We start from the raw sequence: 21,410 nt of genomic DNA on the forward strand, positions 1-21,410 counted from the left end.
AATAAAGCCATGATCAGTTAGATCACGACACCGCTGTCGACATATTTTCTCGCTGAGCAGCCTGCCGCTGTCGTTCTGCATTGTCTAACTGCATTTTTAACTGTGACAGTTGCTTAGACAAGACTTTCATCAGTGACTTAGTGTTGAATTGTTGTAACAAGGTTTGCAATTGATGAACCACATATTGATTCACTTGCATTAACCTTTGTGGTTGTTGTGAAAGCGCCATTTTTTGGCTTTGCCAATAGGCATCCCCCACAGAGCCACTTAGTGCACTGGCCGCTTGGTGGTGTGCGGTATTCGGCGATTTATGCTTTTCAAGCATGTCCCAGATGGTTTCACAAAACTGCTGGAAAACGTTTCCTAAGCAACGGAAGACTTGTTTATCTAGGGTATTGGTTGCCTTACGGCCAAAGTCCAAATTGGCCACCATGCCGTCATAACAAATGGACACCATATCCTGTAAAATGCGAATGTCTATGGCGAGTTTGCCACGTCGGTAGAATCTCAACATGTTTTCCTCCCGTGTTATTTAAATGACTTTAATCTGTCTTTCTTTGTTGAGCGCAATGCCGATGCCAGGATTTTGATTTTTTGGTTAAATCGTTTTCAATAAAGGGTGAACTTTGTGCAAACAAGTTTGAATAAACTGAGAGTTAGCGCAAAGTAATGACCTATGACCTAGGCTTAGACCCTTGCCTTGTGATCTCATTTGGCTAAGTTCATAAAACTCACGAAAGGAAATCATGAAAACAGCGCCGAAGTTATTCTTACAAATTCAACAACCAGAGCTGGCCAGTGAGTTACTTGCTTTGTCTAGCCTGCAGCAATTTGAACTGAATATCAGTCAACAAGGACACAGCTGGTTAGCTCAACTGATCGAAAGCCAATGTGATCTTGCGATCATTGAAGCCAATGCGGATCAGCAGGAGCAACTTAAAGCATTGAGCCAACACCCTGTCTTGGATAAGGTGCAATGTATTTTCCTTAGCCAAGGAGAACCGTCTATGATCATGGATCAGTTAATGCGGCAAGGCGCTGGTGTTCACTACCGAGCTCCGTTTAACTTCTCGCAACTCGAAGCCAATCTGAGCGAGTTGTTTTGGTCATTAGATCCAGCACCACAAACACCTTCGCCACAGAGCAGTTATCTCGATCAATTCGGTTTACTGGTTGGCTCATCACCCTGTATGCATCAGCTGTATCGCACTTTACGTAAAGTCGCCGCCAGTGATGCCAATACCTTTTTGATTGGTGAGAGCGGCACGGGTAAAGAGCTGGTGGCCAACACCTTACATTTATTTAGCCAACGATCAGACGCACCTTTTATCGCTGTAAACTGCGCTGCTTTAAGTCCCGAATTGATCGACAGTGAGCTCTTTGGTCATGTCAAAGGCGCTTTTACTGGCGCGCACAAAGACCATATTGGTGTATTTGAACAAGCTGAAGGCGGCACGCTCTTTCTTGACGAAGTCACCGAAATGCCCTACGAGCATCAAGCCAAACTATTGCGAGTCTTGGAATCTGGCGAATATCGTCCTGTTGGTTCGCAAAGCTTTAAACAAGCCAATGTTCGCGTGGTCGCTGCGACGAACCGAACACCCAAAGACGCGATTGAGGAAGAAAAGTTCCGCGAAGATTTATACTTCCGTCTTGCCCACTTTCCCATTCAGGTTCCTCCCCTACGCAATCGTCAAGGTGATGCCGTTGGTCTTGCCCAACACTTTTTGGCCTATCGCAACACTCAAGATCAGACAAATAAAACCCTGTCAGATCAAGCGATCAATAAAATCGCTGAATACAACTGGCCCGGTAACGTACGTGAGTTAAAACACACCATTGAACGAGCCTTTATCTTGGCGGAGCAAACCATATTAGCCGAGCACATAGTGACCGATGGCTTGACTGACACTAACGACGCTCAACAACAGATTCCTGCGGGTATACCGCTGGAAGACATTGAGAAAATGGCCATTTTAAACACCCTAGCCGAAAATCAGGGCAATCGTAACGACACGGCACAGCAACTTGGCATCAGTGTCAAAACCCTCTACAACAAGCTAGACAAATACGGTACGGATTCGCTACCTCAAACCTAACGCTTAATCGTGTCTGTTTTCGCTCTTATTGAACAAAGCAGTCTTTAACAAAGCGGTTGACGAGATCAAGTCAAAACAAAAAAGGGCTCAAACGAGCCCTTTTTCCATATGCTCTTAGCAATCCGTGTCTTTGCTGTCCATTTTCTCTTTAACTTGTTCACACGTATCTTCCACGGCGTTGCCCGCATCCGTCATAGTGCTATCTAGACTGTCACCGGCTTCGTCCATAGTACCTTGTACGCTTTCACCCGCACTGTTTAGCGCATCACCTGCATCGTCAATAGTTTGCTCTACTGCATCACCTGCTTGTGATAGAGAGTCTTCTACTGCGTTCTTTTCTTCATCCTGACCACATGCGGCCAATGTACCCGCTGTTACCAAAACCAATACTGTGTTTAAAAGTGTACGTTTGATACTCATAATCTTCTCCATTTTAGTTTCTAGTCCAAGAATGATCGTTCAGGCCAAATCGGCTGTATGTATTCGAACTCTTGTCATCGCAATCGATGTCTTACCGATTCGCTGTTATCTGTATATTGCGAAGCCTGTGCCAACTTTCAACAAAACTTATAAGATATTGTTTTTAATAGATAATTTTATTTTATATGTGATTTTCAGTGTCTTTTTTACTGCTTTCCATCGGTTATTTTTACTGATTGGCTCGGTAACAATTTCCGTCGAATAAATGTAAAGACGCAAAAAATATGGCAAAGTCCTGTGTTACTGGCCGTTACGATGGCGAACAGACTTTGATGCTCAAAAATTAGGATCCCTCATGACTGACGCTTTGTTACTGACTTTTATTTTTCTTGTTGCCGGTGTGGTTTCCGTTCCCATTGCAGCACGCTTAGGTCTTGGCTCTGTACTGGGCTATTTGCTGGCAGGCATTTTGATCAGCCCGCTATTATCCTGGTTTCATGTGGACATAGTGTCGCTGCAACACTTTGCTGAATTGGGTGTGGTGCTGATGCTGTTTTTGGTCGGCTTGGAATTGCATCCAAAAAAGTTGTGGTCGATGAAGGCTCGCCTGTTTGGCTTAGGTGGGGGGCAAGTTGCGTTCTGTGCTGTTTTTATCATGGTGGTGGCTATGCTGTTGGATCAGCCTTGGCAAACCAGTTTAGCCATTGGGTTGGTATTGGCCTTATCGTCTACTGCCATTGTCATTCAATCACTGACCGAAAAAGGCTTGATGAAGTCCGATGGTGGTCAATCCTCTTTTGTGGTGCTGTTGGCGCAAGACATTCTGGTCATCCCTATGTTGGCGCTCATTCCCTTGCTAGCCTTGCCAGAACTGCAACAGCTGACCAATGCAGGCGAAGCAGAAACAGCAAGCCATGGCGCTGCCCTATTAGAAGGCTTAACCTCATGGCAAATACCGCTAGTGATCATCGCTGCCATTGCTACCATCATCATTGGGGGCAGTTACTTGGTTACCCCTATTTTTCGTTTTATCGCTGTCGCGCAGCTACGTGAGCTGTTTACAGCAACGGCTTTGATGTTTGTCGTGGGTACCACACTGTTGATGTCTTTAGTCGGCTTGTCTCCCGCATTGGGCACCTTTCTAGCCGGTGTTGTACTGGCCAATTCACCTTATCGCCATGAATTGGAAAGTGACATAGCCCCTTTTAAAGGCTTGTTATTGGGCTTGTTCTTTATGACTGTTGGTGCTGGTATCAATTTCGGCTTGTTATCGGATAAATGGTTACTGATTCTTAGTCTAACGTTCAGCTTAATTTTGCTTAAAGCGAGCGTACTTTGGTTACTCGGTTGGGCATTTAATATTCGCGGTTCTAATCGTTGGTTGTTTGCACTGGGCTTGGCCCAAGCAGGTGAATTTGGCTTTGTGCTCTTGTCTTTCACCGTCAGTAACGGTGTGATTACGGACGCTATTGCCGATATACTGTTATTGGTGGTGGCCATTTCCATGCTGCTGACACCATTGTTGTTTATTCTCTACGATAAAATCATTGCACCACACTATGCAGCGGACCAAAGTGATAAACCATTTGATGAGATGCCAGACGACAATAACATTTTGATCGCCGGTTCAGGGCGTGTCGGTACAACCCTAGACAACCTCCTCCGCTTGGCGGGCTTCCATTCTACGGTGATTGACTTCAGTACCAAACGCTTGGAAGCATTGGAGAAATTTGGGGTAAAAAACTATTTTGGTGATGCCACTCGTCCAGATTTATTGGAAGCCGCGGGGATTGAAGAGGCCAGTGTGTTTATTATTGCCATTGATAATCCTGAACAAGTGACTCAGCTTGTGAAACACGTCAACCATCATTATCCGCACATTCACATCATTGCCCGTGCTTTTGATAATAACCATGTATACGATCTCTGGTCCTATGGTTGTCGTGATATTATTCGCGAAACCTATGACAGTAGCTTACGTATGGGACGTTCAGCGTTTGAAGCTCTTGGCATGCGTCGTGATAGCGCGGAGCAAATGATTGATGTATTCGTGCAACACGATAGAGTGTCCATGGTGGAAGTGGCGGATGCCCATAAAATTGGTGTGCCCTTCCATGAAAACCAGGCTTTTATTAAACGCTTGCGAGCATATCTGGAAGAAAAAAACCCGCAGTTACAAGCCGCCATGGAAAAAATCAAGACGGAAGACAAGCAAGACTCTCTTTGACAGCACTGGTGGGAATGTTTATAACAAGACCCCAAATGCACAATTACCTTTCGATGAGGCAGATTTCTGACTATTTATGGCGAATATTTTATTTTTTTACTCCACAACAGACGGCCACACTCTGAAAATCAGCCAAACCATGCAAACAGTTATGGAACAAGCAGGACAACAGGTTCAACTACTGCCTCTTGATCAGGTCAATGCAGAACAACTGTCTCAATGTGACAAACTGGTGATTGGCGCGAGCATCCGCTACGGTAAGCATCAAGCGAGTTTGGTGCAATTCATCGCTGATAACAAAGCCGTTATTGAAAGCAAACCCAGTGCTTTTTTTACCGTTAACTTGGTCGCTCGCAAGGCTGAAAAATGTGAACCTCATACCAATCCATACATCATTAAGCTACTTGATCAATTGGCTTGGCAGCCTAGCTTACAAGGGGTTTTTGCCGGTAAGTTACATTATCAGCAATATGGTTTCCTTGATCGCAATATGATTCGCTTCATTATGTGGGTAACCAAAGGGCCAACCGACCCAACCACCAATCAAGAATTTACCGATTGGCAAAAAGTCGATGAGTTTGCCCACGCCGTTTGTCAGCTTTAAATCACAGTGTATTTGGGAGTATTTAGAATGCTAAGACGCTTCTATTTGTGTCTAATCGCCCTCATTTCGATCAGCTTAATGGCTTGCAGCACATCGCCTACAGGCAGAAAGCAACTTATTTTATTACCCGATTCACAACTGGATGAAATGGGTGTGGCCTCTTTTCAGGAAATGAAGGCTGAACTACCGCAGACCGAAAATGAGGCCAATATTAAGCAAGTTGAATGTGTCGCGGATCGCATTATCAATGTGCTACCAGACAAGTATCGTAATCAAGCTTGGGAAGTTAGAGTCTTTGAAGACGATCAAGTCAATGCTTTTGCCCTTCCCGGTTACAAAATTGGCGTCTATACCGGTTTATTAAAGATCGCCGACAACGCCTCTCAACTCGCCGCGGTAATGGGCCACGAAGTGGGTCATGTATTAGCACGCCATGGTAATGAAAGGGGTTCAACGCAACTCGCGACAAGCCAAGCGCTAAAAGTGACCTATGAGTTAAGTGGTGAAGACAGCAAAACCAAGCAGGCCATTTTTCAAGGCCTAGGCATCGGCGCACAAATTGGTATTATTTTGCCCTTCAGTCGTACTCATGAAACGGAAGCCGACGAAATTGGCTTGGACTTAATGGCCAAGGCAGGGTTTGATCCAAGAGAAAGTGTCAAGCTCTGGCAGAACATGAGCAAACTGGGTGACAGTAAAAATCCAGAATTTTTATCAACTCACCCCTCCAATGAGAGCCGTATTAGAGACTTAAATGCCGAGATGACTTCGCCACTGGCAACCTATCTCAAGCTGAAAGAGCAAAATAACATTGCGCGCTGCGAATAATTAGACAACGGATAATAAAAGGCTTTATTTATGTCGGATAAGATGACTTCTAGTGTTTCAGGATCAAACAAAGCGTCGCCAGCCAGTCAATCTTGGCCTTTATATTTGATCATTATTAGTGCGGTTTGTTTAACCTTCGTTAGTCAGTTGTATTTAACGTCAGCACAAAGCCTCACCGCAGGATTGCTATTTGCTTGTATTGCGCTTTGGGCTACTTCGATTGTGCCTGCCTATTTACCTGCACTAGGGTTATTTGCCTTCGCCACCGCCACGGAATTAGCCCCTAACCAGGTGGTATTTGCGGGCTTCCATTCGTCCACTTTTTGGTTATTATTCAGTGGCATGGTCTTTGGTGCCGCCATTAAACACTCAGGCCTAAACCAGCGCGCCACTTTCTTACTTACCCGTATTCTGGGTAACAGCTATCAAGGCACCATTATCAAGATTGCTTTGTTCGCTATGGCACTGGCATTCCTGATTCCTTCCGGCGTAGGTCGAGTGGTATTAATCATTCCTATTGTAGCCACCTTAGCCGATCATTTTGGCTATCAAGAAAATTCAAATGGCCGCACCGGTATGCTGTTAGCGGCAGCCTTTGGCACCTTTTCTCCTGCCTTTGCCATTCTCCCAGCCAATGCGCCCAACATGCTGTTGGCCGGTATGTTAGAAGCGCTTTATGATGCCCCTGTATCTTATTGGCAATATTTAACCCTCCACTTTCCCGTGCTAGGTTTGGGAAAACTGGTGATGATTGTCGGCATCATTCTTTGGTTATTCCCTGATCAGGATCCAGAGAAGAACTTGACCAGTAAGATAGAAGAAACCGTCATGAGCAAAATCGAAAAGCGCCTACTTTGGGTGCTATGCGTTTGTTTTGCATTTTGGTTCACTGATACTTTACACCATATTTCACCAGGTTGGATTGGTTTAATCGCCGCCATTATTTGCCTCTGGCCCAAATCCGGCTTGACCAGTAAACAATGCATCGATAAAGACATCCAATACGGTACACTGTTTTTCGCAGGTGGTGTCATAGGGTTAAGTGCCATCACAGCTTACTCTGGTTTAGGGGATATTTTGGTCAGCACTTTGACCAGCGCGGTGCCCTTCTCGGCGGATTCATCTTTCATTAATCTTAGTTTACTCACCTTGATCTCCACCTGTGTAGCCGTGGTCACTAACTTAACAGGTGTACCTGCTATCATGACCCCAATGGCAGAGCATTTGGCCAACATCACCGGGCTGTCTACTCAAGCCGTCCTAATGAGCCAAGTGTTGGCTTTCTCTAATGTATTATTACCCTATCAAGCACCGCCACTCATTACCGCCATCGCCCTTGGCAAATTGTCCATTAAAGCGGTTTCCAAAGTGTGCCTATTGAGTTTTTTGTTTACCTGCGTTTTGTTATTGCCTTTAAACTTACTCTGGTGGCAACTTCTTAACATGATTTAAGTTTTCTTTTAAATCGACAAAACGGTATGATTTGCGCTCATCATTTAACCCCATAAAAAGGAATTTTCAGTGAAAAAAATCCTCGCTGTGCTCGTATTTGTTTTGCTTGCAGCTTGTCTCATCGCACCCAAATTTATTGCACCAAAATACCAAGAACAACTGTCACAACTGGTGACCAACCTAAACTCAGCGCCCGGCTATGGAGCCCGTCTAGACACACTGGAAGAAGGCTGGTTCATATCTAAAAGCGTGTTACACCTAAGCTATGATTTAAGCATGATCGACCCGAATTTATATGGTCAAAAGCTAGAAGCCGATCTGGTTCTGGATGCCCACTTCGGCCCACTCCTCTTGTCGGATACTGGTGTTGTTGGTTTGTTTGATGTCCACGCATATTATGCAGGTGATTCATTGCGTGATAGGCTCAACTGGCCAGAGGGTCAAGCCTTTTTCGATGCTTCTGTGATCATGGATTTGATGGGGAACATTGAATCTGTCGACCAAATTCCAGCCTTCGACATTAACGAGGGAGAATTCACCTTCAGTGGTTACAAGGGCGAAGGCACATTCACGTCAAATAGTATTGCGTACCAAGGTCAAATTGAACAACTTAATTTAGACAAATACGATGACAAAATGCAGCTCGCTAATACCCAACTGGCATTAAACATTCAAAATGGTGCTGATGTCTTAGCCTCAGGTGGTTTCTACAATGGCGACATTAGTATTGGCTTTGATCAGTTTTCTTTAGGCTCACAAAACACCCCAACAGAACTTGAAGTAAACGGTGCCTCACTCCTAGTAACGTCTCTACTGGACACAGACTCCCAATTAGGTGAAATCGTCTCTCGTTATGCCGTAGATAACGTTCGCTCAGATGAATTCAGCGCAGATGAATTGGCATTGGTGGTTGAAATGACCAATTTAAGTAACCAGTTTTTCTTGGATTACAAAACCTTTTCTGATGCGGTATTAGCCGATGGCAACGTTTCCCCAGACGAACTTACCATCGCTTTGTTCACTTTCATAACGGACAACATAGACGAATTGCTGTCGCACCAACCTGAGTTGAACATGACTGAATTCAGTGGTCGCTTAGCAGAAGGTTCATTCCATGCGACATTGAACAGCCGCCTAAAAGACATAAATGGATCGGTTAGTCTCGATCAACTATTGGATCAAAACTTCTGGTTATGGAATCTGATTGTAAATAGTAATATACAAGCCGATGATGCTTTGGTCACCCATTTAGGCGAACGCTACTTAGCACAACAGATGCGCACAACTGTCGATTCACCTCAGGTCAAACAGCAAGTGCAGATGCTGCTAAATAACTTCGTTCAGCAAGGTTTTATCAAGCGTGAAAATGATCAGTTAATGACGGAAATCAAGATTGCCAATGGTCAGGGAAAAATCTATGACTTCCCTTTCCCATTAGCACGCTAAAGCCCCATTATTTACTTTAGTACGATAAAAAACGCATAAAAAGGCCGCTTGTTCAAGAAGCGGCCTTTTTAGTTTCCTTTGTCCCAAATATCGGGAGACTGAAGCGATTAAAACGCCTCGCCATTGTATTGCGTAACCATGCAGTCCTTACCTTTCTCTTTCAGCATCATACAAAAATCAACACTGAAGGATTTTTGTAGAAACGGCCCTACTTTTAGCTGATACATAGTGCGACCTTTGACGTCTTTTTGATTAATCTTAGGCACTAACCCATCATAAACGGTCGGATCGTTTTTCATTAACACCTGCCAACCACGTACCGCTTCATTGCGATTTGAATAAGCCGCTAACTGCACACCGTAACCATCATTCAACATGGTGGTATTAGTCGCTTGTGTTGACGGCTGAGACATCTCTGTTGACGCCAAAGGGGCGGCTTGAGCCATGTTCGTGTCATCTTGTATCGTCGCAGCCATTGGCGCTGCTGGCATGGTTTTTGACGACATTGACGTTGAATCAGCCTCCATGGATGCCATTGTCTCTGGAGAAGTTTCGACTAAAGGAGCAACGTTGGTTGCCGCCATACTATCATCCACATCGATCATAGTGGATTCCGAAACATCTGGCATTTCGTTGGCGGCTTCTAGGGCTAACTTTTCTTGCTTCAAGGCCGCCACTTCGGCCTCCAGAGCATCAATCTTATCTAGCTTAACTTGAGCGGTTTGCCACTGCGCTTCATGCGTTCGGACTTTCGTTTGTAAATCTTCATAGGTCATGAAGGTGTTCTTTTCACCAGTTGATGAACAAGCCGCCAATACTAATCCCATTTGGACTACGATTAGCTTTTTCGTTATTCCCATTGCCATTCTCTCCATCTAGACGAATTATAAGGCTTACAATTGAGCATTATCGCCGCCAACAATCTGCAAGACAAAAAATACCTTTAGCCAGCATATATTAGGTGTTGTCCCCACAAAATCAAAGCATAGCGGCTAGCCTTACCAAGCACCACTAAGGGGATAAAATACCAAAGCGAGGTTCTAAAAACACCTGCGGCCAAAGCTATACCATCGCCTATAATGGGTAGCCAAGTAAAGAGCAAACTCCATACACCATAGCGATTAAAGTAATATTCTGCTTTTATGTGCTTTTTTGAGTCAACGGGGAACCATCGGCGCCCTTCAAAACGAGTAAGGTAAGCACCAAGTATCCAAGTGGTTACGGCCCCTAAACTATTCCCCATGGTTGCCCAGGTCCAAAGCAGAATAAGGCTAATGGTTTCTTGCGCCGCGTAAAACAGCAACAAGGCCTCAGAACCCAAAGGTAATACAGTGGCCGACAAAAATGATACGACCAAAATGGTGACATATTCCAAGTTACTTCTTACCTTCTAACAGACTTTCGGGGTCATTCACCAAAACCATGATCTAGCTCATGAAAATCGGCTAGCAATAATCATAAAAATAATTAATCCTACTAGCTGAATGAATTCTATATAACAAAATCAAGAGAGCCGAAGCACGGAGGCAAACCATGCTCAATCGCATAAATGATATCAAAATTCGCTATAAACTCTGGGCCATCATCGGTTTAATGTCACTGGGGACAACGGCGTTAATTTTGGTGTCGCTTTCGTCGCTTTTTTATAGCCACGTGGATGCACGTAAAGAACGCACAGCTGACATTCTCGACATTGTAAACACGTCTTTATTATCTCTTTATCAACAACAAGAAAACAATCAAATATCCCCTCAACAGGCAAAGCAAGACGCCTTAACCCTTTTATCCGAGTTTCGTTATGGTGAAGAGCAAAGTGTTTGGGTATTGGAAAACAATGGGCGCGAATTAATCAACGCTCCAGCATCTTATGCTCATCAGCAGCCCCCAGCGTCTTTAACTGCAGCATTAAAAGCGTCACCAAAATCAAACACGGCGCATCAAAACATTGAATTTCATTATCAAGATTCAACGGGGAATGAACACAGTATGATTGCCAGCGCCTTGGATTTTAAACCATGGCAACTAACGATTATCACTACGACGTCCATGGATGCTGTCACGAACTTTTTTTTGGTGGCTCTAGTGGACTACGCCATTCTAGTGGGGATTTTAACCTTAGTCGTTGGCGGGACAGCCTTGTTTATTATTCATATGGTCACCACCCGTGTTACCAGTTTGTGCCATACCATGACAACCGTTCAGCACTCAGGCGATCTTACCCAGCGAGTGGAATTTAGCGGCAAAGATGAAATGGGCGCGATGGCAAAAGCATTCAACAGCATGATGAATGATTTTCAAAGCATCGTACGCAATGTCACGCACTCCAGCGAAACCCTAGACGGCATTGTTGGGCAAACCAATAAGTCCACACAAAAAACCGTTGAAGGGGTGGCGCGCCAACTTTCGAACACAGATCAAGCCACCGAATTAATGCAAAGTGTCATGACGTCAGTAGAAGAAGCATTAGGCATTGCTGAACAGGCAAAAAATAAAACACAAGAGCTTGGTCAACACTCAAAACAAGGCTTGGGTGTGATGGATAAAGCCAATCAAGACATTCAACGTCTCTCCCATGAAGTTGGTCAGGCTGCTCAACAAATACAAACCTTACGAGAAGAAGTCACACACATTCACGAGCGGCTGGGCATCATTTCCGAAGTGGCCGAACAAACCAATTTATTGGCGTTAAATGCAGCCATTGAAGCAGCACGTGCGGGTGAACAAGGACGTGGGTTTGCGGTAGTCGCAGACGAGGTTCGACATCTAGCCCAAAGATCCCAATTGGCCGCCACCGAAATCGGTGGTTTGATTAATCGTTTAACACAACAAACCGATACGGCGGTGGGCGTGATGGAGTCGGCACAAAGTACGGCCAACCAAGGTGCGAACCAAACCGCGGAAGCTGGGCAAGCCTTTTCAGAAATTGCTGATGGGGTGATTTCCATTTCGCAATTAAACAGCCACATCAGTCAGGCAGCGGACCGCCAACACGAATCCTCTCAAACGGTTCACCAAGCCTTGGGCGACATTGCGGTGATTTGTCAGGAAAACAACAACAACTCAACCGACATTCGAACTTCGGTTGATCAATTACAAGACTGTGCGACACAGCTGCGCCAGCTGGTCCATCAATTCAGTATCTAACAGCATGATTGGGCGTTTCAGCCTGAGCAAACGCCCAATCCTCCTCTTTAATAAACAAATAATTTGCAAACAGGCCGGTTTACGACTTTAACTTATTGGTGAGTTTCATTTTATTTGGGTATAGTGATCCAAAGGTTGTACGAAGAGTTCCTATTTTCATTACGCTATTAAAGGGTAGAAATAGAAATGCCGTCCGATACGCAAAATACGCTCGACTCTCTTTATCAACACATTCAAGCGGTGATTTTATCGCGCCAGCACCCTGTCACTGGGCTCTTTCCTGCCAGCACCAGCATTAATAACCACGGGAATTATACCGATGCTTGGGTTCGTGATAATGTCTATAGTATCCAAGCCGTTTGGGCCTTATATTTGGCTTATAAACGTGCCTCTGATACCGATAAGCGGGCTCATGAGCTAGAGTTTGCTTGCATCAAGATGATGCGAGGCTTGCTGTTTGCTATGATGCGACAATCCCACAAAGTGGAAGCCTTCAAACACAGTCTTGCCCCCAAAGACGCCTTACACGCCAAATACGACACGAAAACCGGTTTAGAAGCTGTCGCAGATGATGCTTGGGGGCATTTGCAAATCGATGCCACCAGCTTTTATTTGCTGATGATGGCGCAAATGACCAAAGCCGGCAGTAAAATCATTTTTTCTCGTGATGAATTCAATTTTATTCAAAACCTAATCTATTACATTTCACGCACCTATCGCACGCCAGATTACGGCATCTGGGAACGTGGTAATAAGGTGAATAATGGCAAGGCTGAAATCAATGCCAGTTCCGTTGGCATGGCCAAAGCCGCCATGGAAGCCATGGATGGTTTAAATCTGTTTGGTGATGACGGTCCTGAATGGGCCGTGGTTCACTCCTTTGCCGATGCGGTCGCACGGGCGGGTTCGGTTTTGCAATCATTATTACCGAAAGAGTCTCGCTCGAAAGAAGTGGATAGCGCTATTTTAAGCATCATTGGCTTTCCTGCTTTTGCCGTAAACGATGAAAAACTTACCCGACGAACTCGGCAAGAAATCCTCAATAAATTAGGCGGGGAATACGGTTGTAAACGCTTTCTTCTGGACGGCCACCAGTCCGTTTTGGAAGACAAAAACCGGATTCATTATGAATACGATGAGCTCATTAACTTTGAACACATTGAGTCAGAGTGGCCGCTGTTTTTTACTTACTTATACATCGATCGTCTGTTTGCACGTGATTGGGAAAGTGCCAATTATTATCGCCACAAACTCGAAACCCTAATGGTTGAAAAAGACGGCCAAAAACTCTTACCTGAGCTCTACTATGTCCCGCAAGAGAACATCTTAGCGGAAAAAGAAAAGCCCGGTTCGCAACGTCGTTTGCCGAATGACAATTTACCGCTGGTGTGGGCGCAGAGCTTATACCTTGTCGGTAAAATGCTTGATGAAGAGCTGATTAAAACTGACGACCTAGACCCGCTAGGATTGCACAAAATCCAACATAGAAAACATAAAATCACCACGTCTATGGTGATTTTGGCGCAAAACGATAAAGTCAAACAAAAGCTGATGGACGCGGGCTGCTTGTGCCAAACCCTTGAAGAAATTGCCCCTCTCAAAGCCATTACCGCGGAACAGCTGGTGACAACCTATCAACACTTGGGTGAATCCACTTCCCTCGGCTTAACCGGTCGTCCAAATCGCGCCCTCAATAGTTTGGCAACGTCACAGGCGTTTAGCATCAATAACGAGCATTATTTGTGTCTCTCTTGGATACAAAACGAAGACAAAGATTACCGTAAGATTGACCCTGATTTGTTCCAAGCGCACATTCGAAATGAGCTTACCAGCTTAGCAAATCATTGGTATTACCAAGCCAACGCGGTGTTTACTATTTTAATTGACGAAGCCATCAGTGAAATGAGCAACAGTCATGAACTGTTTGAATTCATTCGTCTTTTACAAAAGCGTGAAAATGATGCTTATCGCGTCATCCCACAATCCGCTAAAAACGCATTCAAATCAGGCAATCGTCGCGTCATTACCATGAAGCCGAGTGACTCACTGCAGTTGGGCATTCAATTAAGCCATCATGAACGCAGCTGGCCACTGGCGGACGATGATCAATACTTCTCCCTTGACCAAGAGCATGCCACGACCGACAACCTATTAGCGCAGTTGTCTGAACCCCCTTCTCTTAATCAAGCCGTACATTGCCTGACCTTGCTCGGGGAACGTAAAGCCTTGATGAATACCTTACCCAATTCAACGCCAGCCACGACTGCATACAAAGTACTGCATAAAGTCTATTTGCAAACCCTTATCTCTGAGAACTGGCGTGCCGCTCGGCAACTCTATGCTCTGTTGATTACACCAACCACGGATCTAGCGACCTACATCGCAGATATTACAGTAAGACAACGTTTCTTAGTTGTTGGCGAAACCCCAGACAGCGAGATTGAAATCAGCTCCCCCTTACATCAAGACGCCATTCTTGAAGCGATGAGAAAGACGTCCAGCAGTGCCATCAGTCTAGTTCTGTGTCATGAATTAATTGCCATCGCCGGTACCTTAATCCGCACTCAGCCAGACTTCTTTTCGGGGATCCGCACCATTCGCATTCATAACCTTGTAATGCTGTGTGCTCGCTACTTTGACCCAGAAGACTCCGCTCCTATCTATGATACTTTGGCTAAAGTATCTCCAAGCGCACTCTACTTTGCCCTTGAGCATGTGTTAAAACAAAAACACGACGAATTCGCCCACGTTGCCACCAGCTTGCGATACCACCACACCACAGATGCCCAAGGGGCCCTAAAAGACATTGACTGGTTCGAGTGGCGCTCAGAGCAAGGCATGATTACCAAACTACCGGATAGTCTTTTGCTGCAATTTTGGGAAAGTCTAAGTCACGTCAATACTATTGTCTTTGGTGACTTACAAAGCAATACACGACTCGACTGCAAACGCGCTTTAAACTCCATGACACCTGGGGAAGACACCTTTGCCCTACTCGTCGAAGATCTCACCTCTGACATTCACCCTAGTTGGTATAAGAGTTTAATTTTTGAGGGCTTATACGCCTTCATTCAGTTCTGTCAGCAACACAAAAAATGTCAATTTGAGCAGGAGGTCAACCTTCCTGTATTAGTGTCTCAAGCCGCTATGGACTATGCTAAACAGTATCAGGCAGAACATCCTGAAGAAGATCAAATTGCAGCGGCCGTGGATGACTTTGCCCAGATCACACCAAGCAAAGCCAATCAGTTCTTGCGCTGGGCGGTCAGCAAGCTTCATAGTCATCAGTACCAACATTCATCGAGTGAATAAATTGACTCTGGCTGGAGAATTGAATGGATTTAGTCAAGCACGACTTGTTTCAAGATTTAGCGAAAACGCAATGTGCCGACCCTTTTGGGTGTTTAGGACGTCACCAAGATCCAGTGACTCAACAGCAAACCTTGTATGTGTGGCAACCTGAAGCGGAGTCCGTTCTAGTTTTAGCCATTGATCAAGATAAAACTCTGATGCAAATGACGCCCTCTGAACTCAGTGGGCTCTTTACCGCCCCTTGGCCTGAGGACATTGGTCACACACATTATCGACTAAAAATCCAATACCAAGATGGTAATCACCATACTATCGTCGATCCATATCAGTTTGCTGACAGCAGTTTCAAAGACCCTGAACACCACACAGCGAATCTTTTTAAGAGCCAAGGAGCCATTCAGCGTAGTGCGTACATTCATGATGAACTAAGCATCCAAGGGGCTCGTTTTGCTGTCTACGCTCCGGCCGCTCGCTCTGTGTCTGTGGTGGGAGATTTTAATAGTTGGGATGGACGAGTTCACCCAATGTCGAGTAACGGCGATGGCATATGGCGCTTGTTTATACCAGACGTCAACCATGGCGCACGTTATAAATTTGAAATTCGCGCCCATGACGGTGAATTATTACCTCATCGTACGGACCCTTACGCACAACAGATTGAACAATTCCCATCATTTGCCAGCATCACATGCTTTGACCGTCACCATGTTTGGACCGACTCAGACTGGCGTCAACGCTCCGTTGAGGATCTCTACGAGCGGCCCATGAGCATTTATGAGGTACATATCGGTTCATGGCGTCGCAAACCAGACAATCAGCCGCTCAGCTATTTAGAACTCAAAGATCAGCTGGTGCCTTATGTTAAAAGCATGGGCTACACCCACGTAGAGTTATTGCCCATCACCGAATACCCTTTTGATGGCTCTTGGGGGTATCAACCCGTTGGGCTATATGCCGTGACATCACGCTTTGGTCACCCTGAAGACTTTAAGGCTTTGGTTGATGCCTTTCACCACGCAGGCATTGGTGTAATTATGGATTGGGTGCCTGCGCATTTTCCGGCTGACAGTCATGGTTTGGCGAATTTTGATGGCAGCAAACAATACGAGTACCCAGACCCAAAAAAGGGCTGGCATCCAGAATGGAACTCTTTAATCTATGATTTCGGCAAAGATCATGTGGTCAATTATTTAATCAGTAACGCGGTTTATTGGTTAGAAGAGTTTCATATTGATGGTTTACGCGTCGATGCTGTCGCCTCTATGTTATACCTTGATTACGCTCGCGAAGAAGGCGAATGGATTGCAAACCAAGACGGCGGCAATCACAACTATGAAGCCATCGCATTTCTGCGAAAACTTAATGAAACCATTTACCTTAATCACCCCAGATGTTTTACCGTGGCTGAGGAATCGACCGCTTTTCCTGGCGTTTCTAAACCAACCTTTATGAATGGCTTAGGCTTTGGTTTTAAGTGGAACATGGGGTGGATGAATGACACGCTAGATTACATGCAACGTGACCCGATTTATCGACAATATCATCAAGGCGCATTGAGCTTCAGCATGGTGTACGCGTTTGATGAGCAATTCGTTTTGCCCATTTCCCATGATGAAGTCGTACACGGTAAGTACTCGATGATCGACAAGATGCCTGGCGATGCGTGGCAGAAATTTGCAAACTTGCGCGCCTTTTCGGCTTACATGTATTGTCATCCAGGTAAAAAACTAAACTTCATGGGAAATGAATTCGCGCAGGGACAAGAATGGAGTCACGAACGATCACTCGACTGGCATTTACTCGACATTGCCTATCACAAGGCTCAACAGGATCTGACTAAAGACCTAAACCAACTTTATCAGCAACAAGTCAGTTTGCATTGCGATCATTCTGCAGAGGGCTTTGAATGGATCAGTCATGATGACAACCAGAACAGTATTCTGGCCTTTGTACGACGCGCTAAAGACACCTCTGAGCACCTTTTGGTGATTATTAATTTCACACCTACGCCTCATTATTACTATCGAATTGGTGTGCCCGAAGCAGGAAAATATCGAGTGATAATGAATACGGATGATGCCGTTTACCAAGGCAGCCAGTTTACCCAGCAATCAACCTATTCAACCGAGCCTATATCGCATCACGGCCGGGCGAATAGCGTCGAGCTACAGGTTCCCCCTTTGTGTGGACTAATTTTAACTTGGCAGCAGGATTGATTCGGCGATTTAACAAGGAGAATTCAAGGTGAGCGCATATCAGGTGACCCAAGGCCAAACCTTTCCGTTGGGCCCTTCTATCCATCCCGATGGGATCAATTTCGCCGTGGTATCAGAAGACGCAAGTCAATTGTACCTATGCCTATTTGATGAACATGACCAAGAATTGGAATGCATTCCCTTCATTGCCAAGCACAGAGGCATTTGGCAAATGCTCGTGTTGGGGTTAAAGGCGGGACAAAGATACGGCATTCGAGCCGAAGGTCCATTTGAGCCGGAAAAACAACTCGTGTTTAACCCAGCCAAGCTGCTCATTGACCCTTACGCAAAAGCCCTAACCGATAAATTAGTTTGGCACCCAGATCAAGTTGCTATTACTGAACAAGGTGTGATCCAAGCACAAGACTCTGCTCATTGCGTGCCTAAATGTCTGGCCATAGAACCCAAGGTTCAAACCACACGACCTGCTAGAGTCAATGTGGCGAGCCATGAGCGCAGCCTATATGAACTGCACGTAAAAGGCTTTACCCAACAGCTGGACATTGACGAACAACACAAGGGAAAATACTTAGGCGTCATTTCTCGCCCCGCGATTGCCCATTTACAGTCTCTCAATATCACCACCATTCAGTTGATGCCTTGCTTTACCTTTATGACCGAAAGGCATCTGCACCAGCTGGGGCTAAATAATTATTGGGGATACAACCCAATCAACTTTTTTACCCCAGAACCGTCCTATGCTCAAAACGATGCGGTAGTCGAATTTCAAGCCATGATTGATGGACTCAGGGAGGCGGGATTCGAAGTTATTTTGGACGTGGTCTATAACCACACGGCTGAAAGCGAATTGGATCAATCTTGTGTCAGTTTTAGAGGGTTAGACAACGGACGCTATTACCGTCATCACGCGGGACAATACTTAAACTACACAGGCTGCGGAAACTGCTTCGATACCTTTAACCCAGCCAGTATCCGCCTCATTTGTGACAGCATGCGTTATTGGGTGGATGTCATGGGCGTAGATGGTTTTCGCTTTGACTTAGGCGTGGATCTAGGTCGAACTGACCATGACTTCAGCGCCAATGCGCCTTTACTGCAAGCCATCTTACAAGATCCAATCTTAAGCCAAACCTGTCTTGTCATGGAGCCTTGGGACATCGGCCCAAACGGTTACCAAGTCGGGCAATTCCCGAAGGGATTTTTAGAATGCAATGATAAATACCGCGACTCAGTGAAGCGGTTTTGGCATGGTGATTCAGGCATGATAGCCGAATTCGCCACACGGCTTTTAGGGTCAAGAGATTGTTTCCATAAAGGCCATAAGAGCGCGTTGAATTCCGTCAATTATATTACCTATCATGACGGTTTTACGTTAGAGGATTTGGTGTCTTACGAGGCACGCCACAACCTTGCCAATATGGAAGACAATCGAGATGGTCATGGCGATAACATCAGTCAAAATTTCGGTATTGAAGGCGACACCCAAGACCCCGAAATACTGGCCTTGCGACTCAACCAGAAAATTTGCTTTCTTGCCACCTTATTATTAAGCCAAGGCACCCCTCACCTACTAGGCGGCGATGAGCTGTCTCACAGTCAACAAGGTAATAACAATGCCTACTGCCAAGACAATGACATCACTTGGCTCAATTGGTCTAAAGCATCACAGAGCCAAATATTAAAAGACACCATCAGCCAACTCATGGCATTACGCAAAGCCTACCCTATTTTGGCCGAGGTACACCTTGAAGATGATGCTTTATTCCAGCATTTACCAGCCGACCAAGTGACTTGGCTAAATGAAAACAGTGACACTATGAGCCACGAAGATTGGCACACCCCGGATCGACATTTTATCGCCTTACTGTTAACCACGGCCAACCTCAGCAGTCGCTTATGGCTGATCTTTTACAACCAAGCAACGCCAATTAACCTGCCTTTTCCTTCCCTGTCAGACCAAGATCAGGAGGTGAAGGCCGAAGTGCTCTTTCAATCACCAAATGTTCAATTGACAGACAAACATGTTACTTGCTCAGGTGCCAGTGTGGCTTTAGTTAGGCTCTAAAAATCTATGCCCTTGAGGATTTAAAGCCCATACGAAAGCCACCCCAGTGCTGTCCTTTCACATAAATAGGCACGGATAAATCGTGAAGTATTTCCCCTGTATCACGTTTATAGGTTTGTAATAAGAAGCTCTCCGTGTGAGCACCACAGCGACGCCCGGTTGGGTCATCAAAAATGCGTTTGGTACGGTTACTCACTAAATCCTTATCATAATCCCCGGTTAACGGTTGACTGAATTTTCTATTGTGAGTTGGAAAATAACCATTGAGATCGACGGCCCCCGCAAACATGACTTCTTCATGTCGCTCTAAAACTTCCTCCTGAATAGCCGGAAAAGTTTGGTCGCTGTAATGATCGTAAGCGGTACTGTATTTTGTCGGATTCGTGCCTTGAATGACTTGATAGTCTTGCGAGAAAACCTGTTTTATTGTGAGTTGGTTTTGATCAATAGCGGCTTCCAAGGCCAGACCAATTTGCTGGGCTGCCTGTTGTGCTGTTTGCAATAGTTTCGAAAAGAACAAGTCTGAATCCACTTTGTCTAACTCGCGGAAAACGATTTCAGCGCCATTACTCAAGCTGGCCGCTTCTTCAGATAAGCGATCACTGCGCTGAGAGATATCTTGCAAAGATTGACCAATACGAGCAATTGAGCCACTTATTTGTGAACTGACGGTTCCCAATTCTTCGCCACTGCTTTCCACTTCGGATAACACGAGAGAGGCATTTTGCACTTCCTCCGTTAACGCAATAAAGCGATCGGTTTCTCCCAATAAGGTTGCCGACAAAGACTCAGATAGACTCTTTAACGCATGCATTTCTTGATTTGTACCCGAACTGTTGTGCCTAACTTCAATCAGCAAGGCAGATATTTGCTCTGACGCGTCCGCACTTTTTCCCGCCAACGCTCGTACTTCATCCGCCACCACCGCAAAACCACGTCCTTGTTCACCAGCCCTTGCGGCTTCAATTGCAGCATTCAATGCCAACAAGTTCGTTTGCTCTGATACCCCTTTAATCACCTCAGTGATACGGTCAATGTCGTCAGCACTTTTGGTCAATTTGGCCAGTTGATCATTAGCACTTTGTACCTTTTCTGTCAGTTCATTAATCTGATCAGCACTTTGTGACAAAGCGGTCTGCGCTGTGCTGCTTGATTGCGCGGTATCCGACATGGTTTTGGCAAGCTGCCCCAAGTTATTAGACAAGCTCAAACCTGTACTAGATAAGGTCTCTACCGCTTGAGTAATTTGCTCACTGTCTTGATGTGTATGGTGGATATCTTTACTTAATGAATCGACAAAGTGAGACACTTCAGCAGCACCGATGGCCATACGAGAAGTGGCTTGGGTAACATTTTGACCGATTTCAGAATAAGAGGATGAGGAATAAATGGCTGACGCATCCCCTACTTTATCCGGTAGATTAAGTCGTTTCTCAAGATAAGTACGCCACAAGGTCAACCCGGCTAACAAAGCACCGATGAGGCTATAAGGTAAGGCAATATCACCAGAGAAATAACCCATGGCAAATAGGATAAAGAGCCCTAGTACGCAGCTCATTTGAAAGTACAACATAGTATCATCCTTTATTATAATTAT

Annotated in this window: 15 protein-coding genes; 10 read left to right on the forward strand and 5 right to left on the reverse strand. The window is 45.3% G+C overall.

Going from position 1 to position 21,410, the window contains the following annotated elements; genetic code table 11:
* Positions 1 to 22: 22 nt before the first annotated feature.
* Entirely contained in the window at positions 23 to 514 is a 492-nt protein-coding gene (locus ACHUFM_RS11315; RefSeq protein ID WP_394182355.1) for a hypothetical protein, read from the reverse strand.
* A 232-nt stretch (positions 515 to 746) separates the two neighbouring features.
* Between ACHUFM_RS11315 and ACHUFM_RS11320 the strand changes: the two genes are divergently transcribed.
* A complete protein-coding gene (locus tag ACHUFM_RS11320; RefSeq protein ID WP_394182356.1) occupies positions 747 to 2,099 on the forward strand; it encodes a sigma-54 interaction domain-containing protein in 1,353 nt (450 codons plus the stop codon).
* A gap of 114 nt (positions 2,100 to 2,213) precedes the next feature.
* On the opposite strand, the gene ACHUFM_RS11325 is transcribed toward ACHUFM_RS11320, so the two are convergent.
* Complete coding sequence (locus ACHUFM_RS11325; protein ID WP_394182357.1) at positions 2,214 to 2,519, reverse strand: hypothetical protein; 306 nt, start codon at positions 2,517 to 2,519, stop codon at positions 2,214 to 2,216.
* A 355-nt stretch (positions 2,520 to 2,874) separates the two neighbouring features.
* Between ACHUFM_RS11325 and ACHUFM_RS11330 the strand changes: the two genes are divergently transcribed.
* The 5 genes from ACHUFM_RS11330 (at position 2,875) to ACHUFM_RS11350 (ending at position 9,076) form a co-directional block, all read left to right on the forward strand.
* Positions 2,875 to 4,746 carry a cation:proton antiporter domain-containing protein gene (locus ACHUFM_RS11330; RefSeq protein ID WP_394182358.1) on the forward strand — a complete coding sequence of 624 codons (1,872 nt, stop codon included), beginning with the start codon at positions 2,875 to 2,877 and terminating at the stop codon, positions 4,744 to 4,746.
* 76 nt (positions 4,747 to 4,822) lie between these two features.
* Entirely contained in the window at positions 4,823 to 5,350 is a 528-nt protein-coding gene (gene hemG / locus ACHUFM_RS11335) for a menaquinone-dependent protoporphyrinogen IX dehydrogenase (RefSeq protein ID WP_394182359.1), read from the forward strand.
* A gap of 27 nt (positions 5,351 to 5,377) precedes the next feature.
* Positions 5,378 to 6,178, forward strand: a complete 801-nt coding sequence (locus ACHUFM_RS11340) for a M48 family metallopeptidase (RefSeq protein ID WP_394182360.1) — start codon at positions 5,378 to 5,380, stop codon at positions 6,176 to 6,178.
* 30 nt (positions 6,179 to 6,208) lie between these two features.
* Positions 6,209 to 7,630 (forward strand): SLC13 family permease, encoded by a 1,422-nt coding sequence (locus ACHUFM_RS11345; RefSeq protein WP_394182361.1) that lies wholly within the window; start codon positions 6,209 to 6,211, stop codon positions 7,628 to 7,630.
* Positions 7,631 to 7,699: 69 nt separating this feature from the next.
* Positions 7,700 to 9,076, forward strand: a complete 1,377-nt coding sequence (locus ACHUFM_RS11350) for a YdgA family protein (RefSeq protein ID WP_394182362.1) — start codon at positions 7,700 to 7,702, stop codon at positions 9,074 to 9,076.
* Between the two features lie 107 nt (positions 9,077 to 9,183).
* Here ACHUFM_RS11350 and ACHUFM_RS11355 read toward each other — a convergent pair whose 3' ends face one another.
* Both ACHUFM_RS11355 and ACHUFM_RS11360 read right to left on the reverse strand, forming a co-directional pair.
* Positions 9,184 to 9,936, reverse strand: coding sequence for an SPOR domain-containing protein (locus ACHUFM_RS11355; protein WP_394182363.1), 753 nt, complete (start codon positions 9,934 to 9,936; stop codon positions 9,184 to 9,186).
* Between the two features lie 83 nt (positions 9,937 to 10,019).
* Complete coding sequence (locus ACHUFM_RS11360) at positions 10,020 to 10,451, reverse strand: YqaA family protein (protein ID WP_394182364.1); 432 nt, start codon at positions 10,449 to 10,451, stop codon at positions 10,020 to 10,022.
* Between the two features lie 158 nt (positions 10,452 to 10,609).
* On the opposite strand from ACHUFM_RS11360, the gene ACHUFM_RS11365 reads away from it, so the two are divergent.
* The 4 genes from ACHUFM_RS11365 (at position 10,610) to glgX (ending at position 19,813) form a co-directional block, all read left to right on the forward strand.
* Positions 10,610 to 12,220 carry a methyl-accepting chemotaxis protein gene (locus ACHUFM_RS11365; RefSeq protein ID WP_394182365.1) on the forward strand — a complete coding sequence of 537 codons (1,611 nt, stop codon included), beginning with the start codon at positions 10,610 to 10,612 and terminating at the stop codon, positions 12,218 to 12,220.
* A 186-nt stretch (positions 12,221 to 12,406) separates the two neighbouring features.
* The gene (locus ACHUFM_RS11370; protein ID WP_394182366.1) at positions 12,407 to 15,532 is read left to right on the forward strand and encodes a phosphorylase b kinase regulatory subunit alpha/beta; all 3,126 of its coding nucleotides are present in this window, start codon (positions 12,407 to 12,409) and stop codon (positions 15,530 to 15,532) included.
* Between the two features lie 23 nt (positions 15,533 to 15,555).
* On the forward strand, positions 15,556 to 17,748 hold the full coding sequence (glgB, locus tag ACHUFM_RS11375) for a 1,4-alpha-glucan branching protein GlgB (RefSeq protein ID WP_394182367.1): 2,193 nt from the start codon (positions 15,556 to 15,558) through the stop codon (positions 17,746 to 17,748).
* Between the two features lie 28 nt (positions 17,749 to 17,776).
* The gene (glgX, locus tag ACHUFM_RS11380) at positions 17,777 to 19,813 is read left to right on the forward strand and encodes a glycogen debranching protein GlgX (RefSeq protein ID WP_394182368.1); all 2,037 of its coding nucleotides are present in this window, start codon (positions 17,777 to 17,779) and stop codon (positions 19,811 to 19,813) included.
* Positions 19,814 to 19,817: 4 nt separating this feature from the next.
* Here the strand turns inward: glgX and ACHUFM_RS11385 are convergent, their stop codons facing one another.
* A complete protein-coding gene (locus tag ACHUFM_RS11385) occupies positions 19,818 to 21,386 on the reverse strand; it encodes a methyl-accepting chemotaxis protein (protein ID WP_394182369.1) in 1,569 nt (522 codons plus the stop codon).
* Positions 21,387 to 21,410 lie beyond the last annotated feature (24 nt).

The sequence above is a fragment of the Marinomonas posidonica genome, assembly GCF_043643765.1.
In the GTDB taxonomy this organism is placed as follows: Bacteria; Pseudomonadota; Gammaproteobacteria; order Pseudomonadales; family Marinomonadaceae; genus Marinomonas; species Marinomonas posidonica_A.

Coding starts and splice junctions, on each gene's coding strand:
- ACHUFM_RS11315 (WP_394182355.1), bottom strand. CDS start 514: ATGTTGAGATTCTACCGACGTGGCAAACTCGCCATAGACATTCGCATT.
- ACHUFM_RS11320 (WP_394182356.1), top strand. CDS start 747: ATGAAAACAGCGCCGAAGTTATTCTTACAAATTCAACAACCAGAGCTG.
- ACHUFM_RS11325 (WP_394182357.1), bottom strand. CDS start 2,519: ATGAGTATCAAACGTACACTTTTAAACACAGTATTGGTTTTGGTAACA.
- ACHUFM_RS11330 (WP_394182358.1), top strand. CDS start 2,875: ATGACTGACGCTTTGTTACTGACTTTTATTTTTCTTGTTGCCGGTGTG.
- hemG (WP_394182359.1), top strand. CDS start 4,823: ATGGCGAATATTTTATTTTTTTACTCCACAACAGACGGCCACACTCTG.
- ACHUFM_RS11340 (WP_394182360.1), top strand. CDS start 5,378: ATGCTAAGACGCTTCTATTTGTGTCTAATCGCCCTCATTTCGATCAGC.
- ACHUFM_RS11345 (WP_394182361.1), top strand. CDS start 6,209: ATGTCGGATAAGATGACTTCTAGTGTTTCAGGATCAAACAAAGCGTCG.
- ACHUFM_RS11355 (WP_394182363.1), bottom strand. CDS start 9,936: ATGGGAATAACGAAAAAGCTAATCGTAGTCCAAATGGGATTAGTATTG.
- ACHUFM_RS11365 (WP_394182365.1), top strand. CDS start 10,610: ATGCTCAATCGCATAAATGATATCAAAATTCGCTATAAACTCTGGGCC.
- ACHUFM_RS11370 (WP_394182366.1), top strand. CDS start 12,407: ATGCCGTCCGATACGCAAAATACGCTCGACTCTCTTTATCAACACATT.
- glgB (WP_394182367.1), top strand. CDS start 15,556: ATGGATTTAGTCAAGCACGACTTGTTTCAAGATTTAGCGAAAACGCAA.
- ACHUFM_RS11385 (WP_394182369.1), bottom strand. CDS start 21,386: ATGTTGTACTTTCAAATGAGCTGCGTACTAGGGCTCTTTATCCTATTT.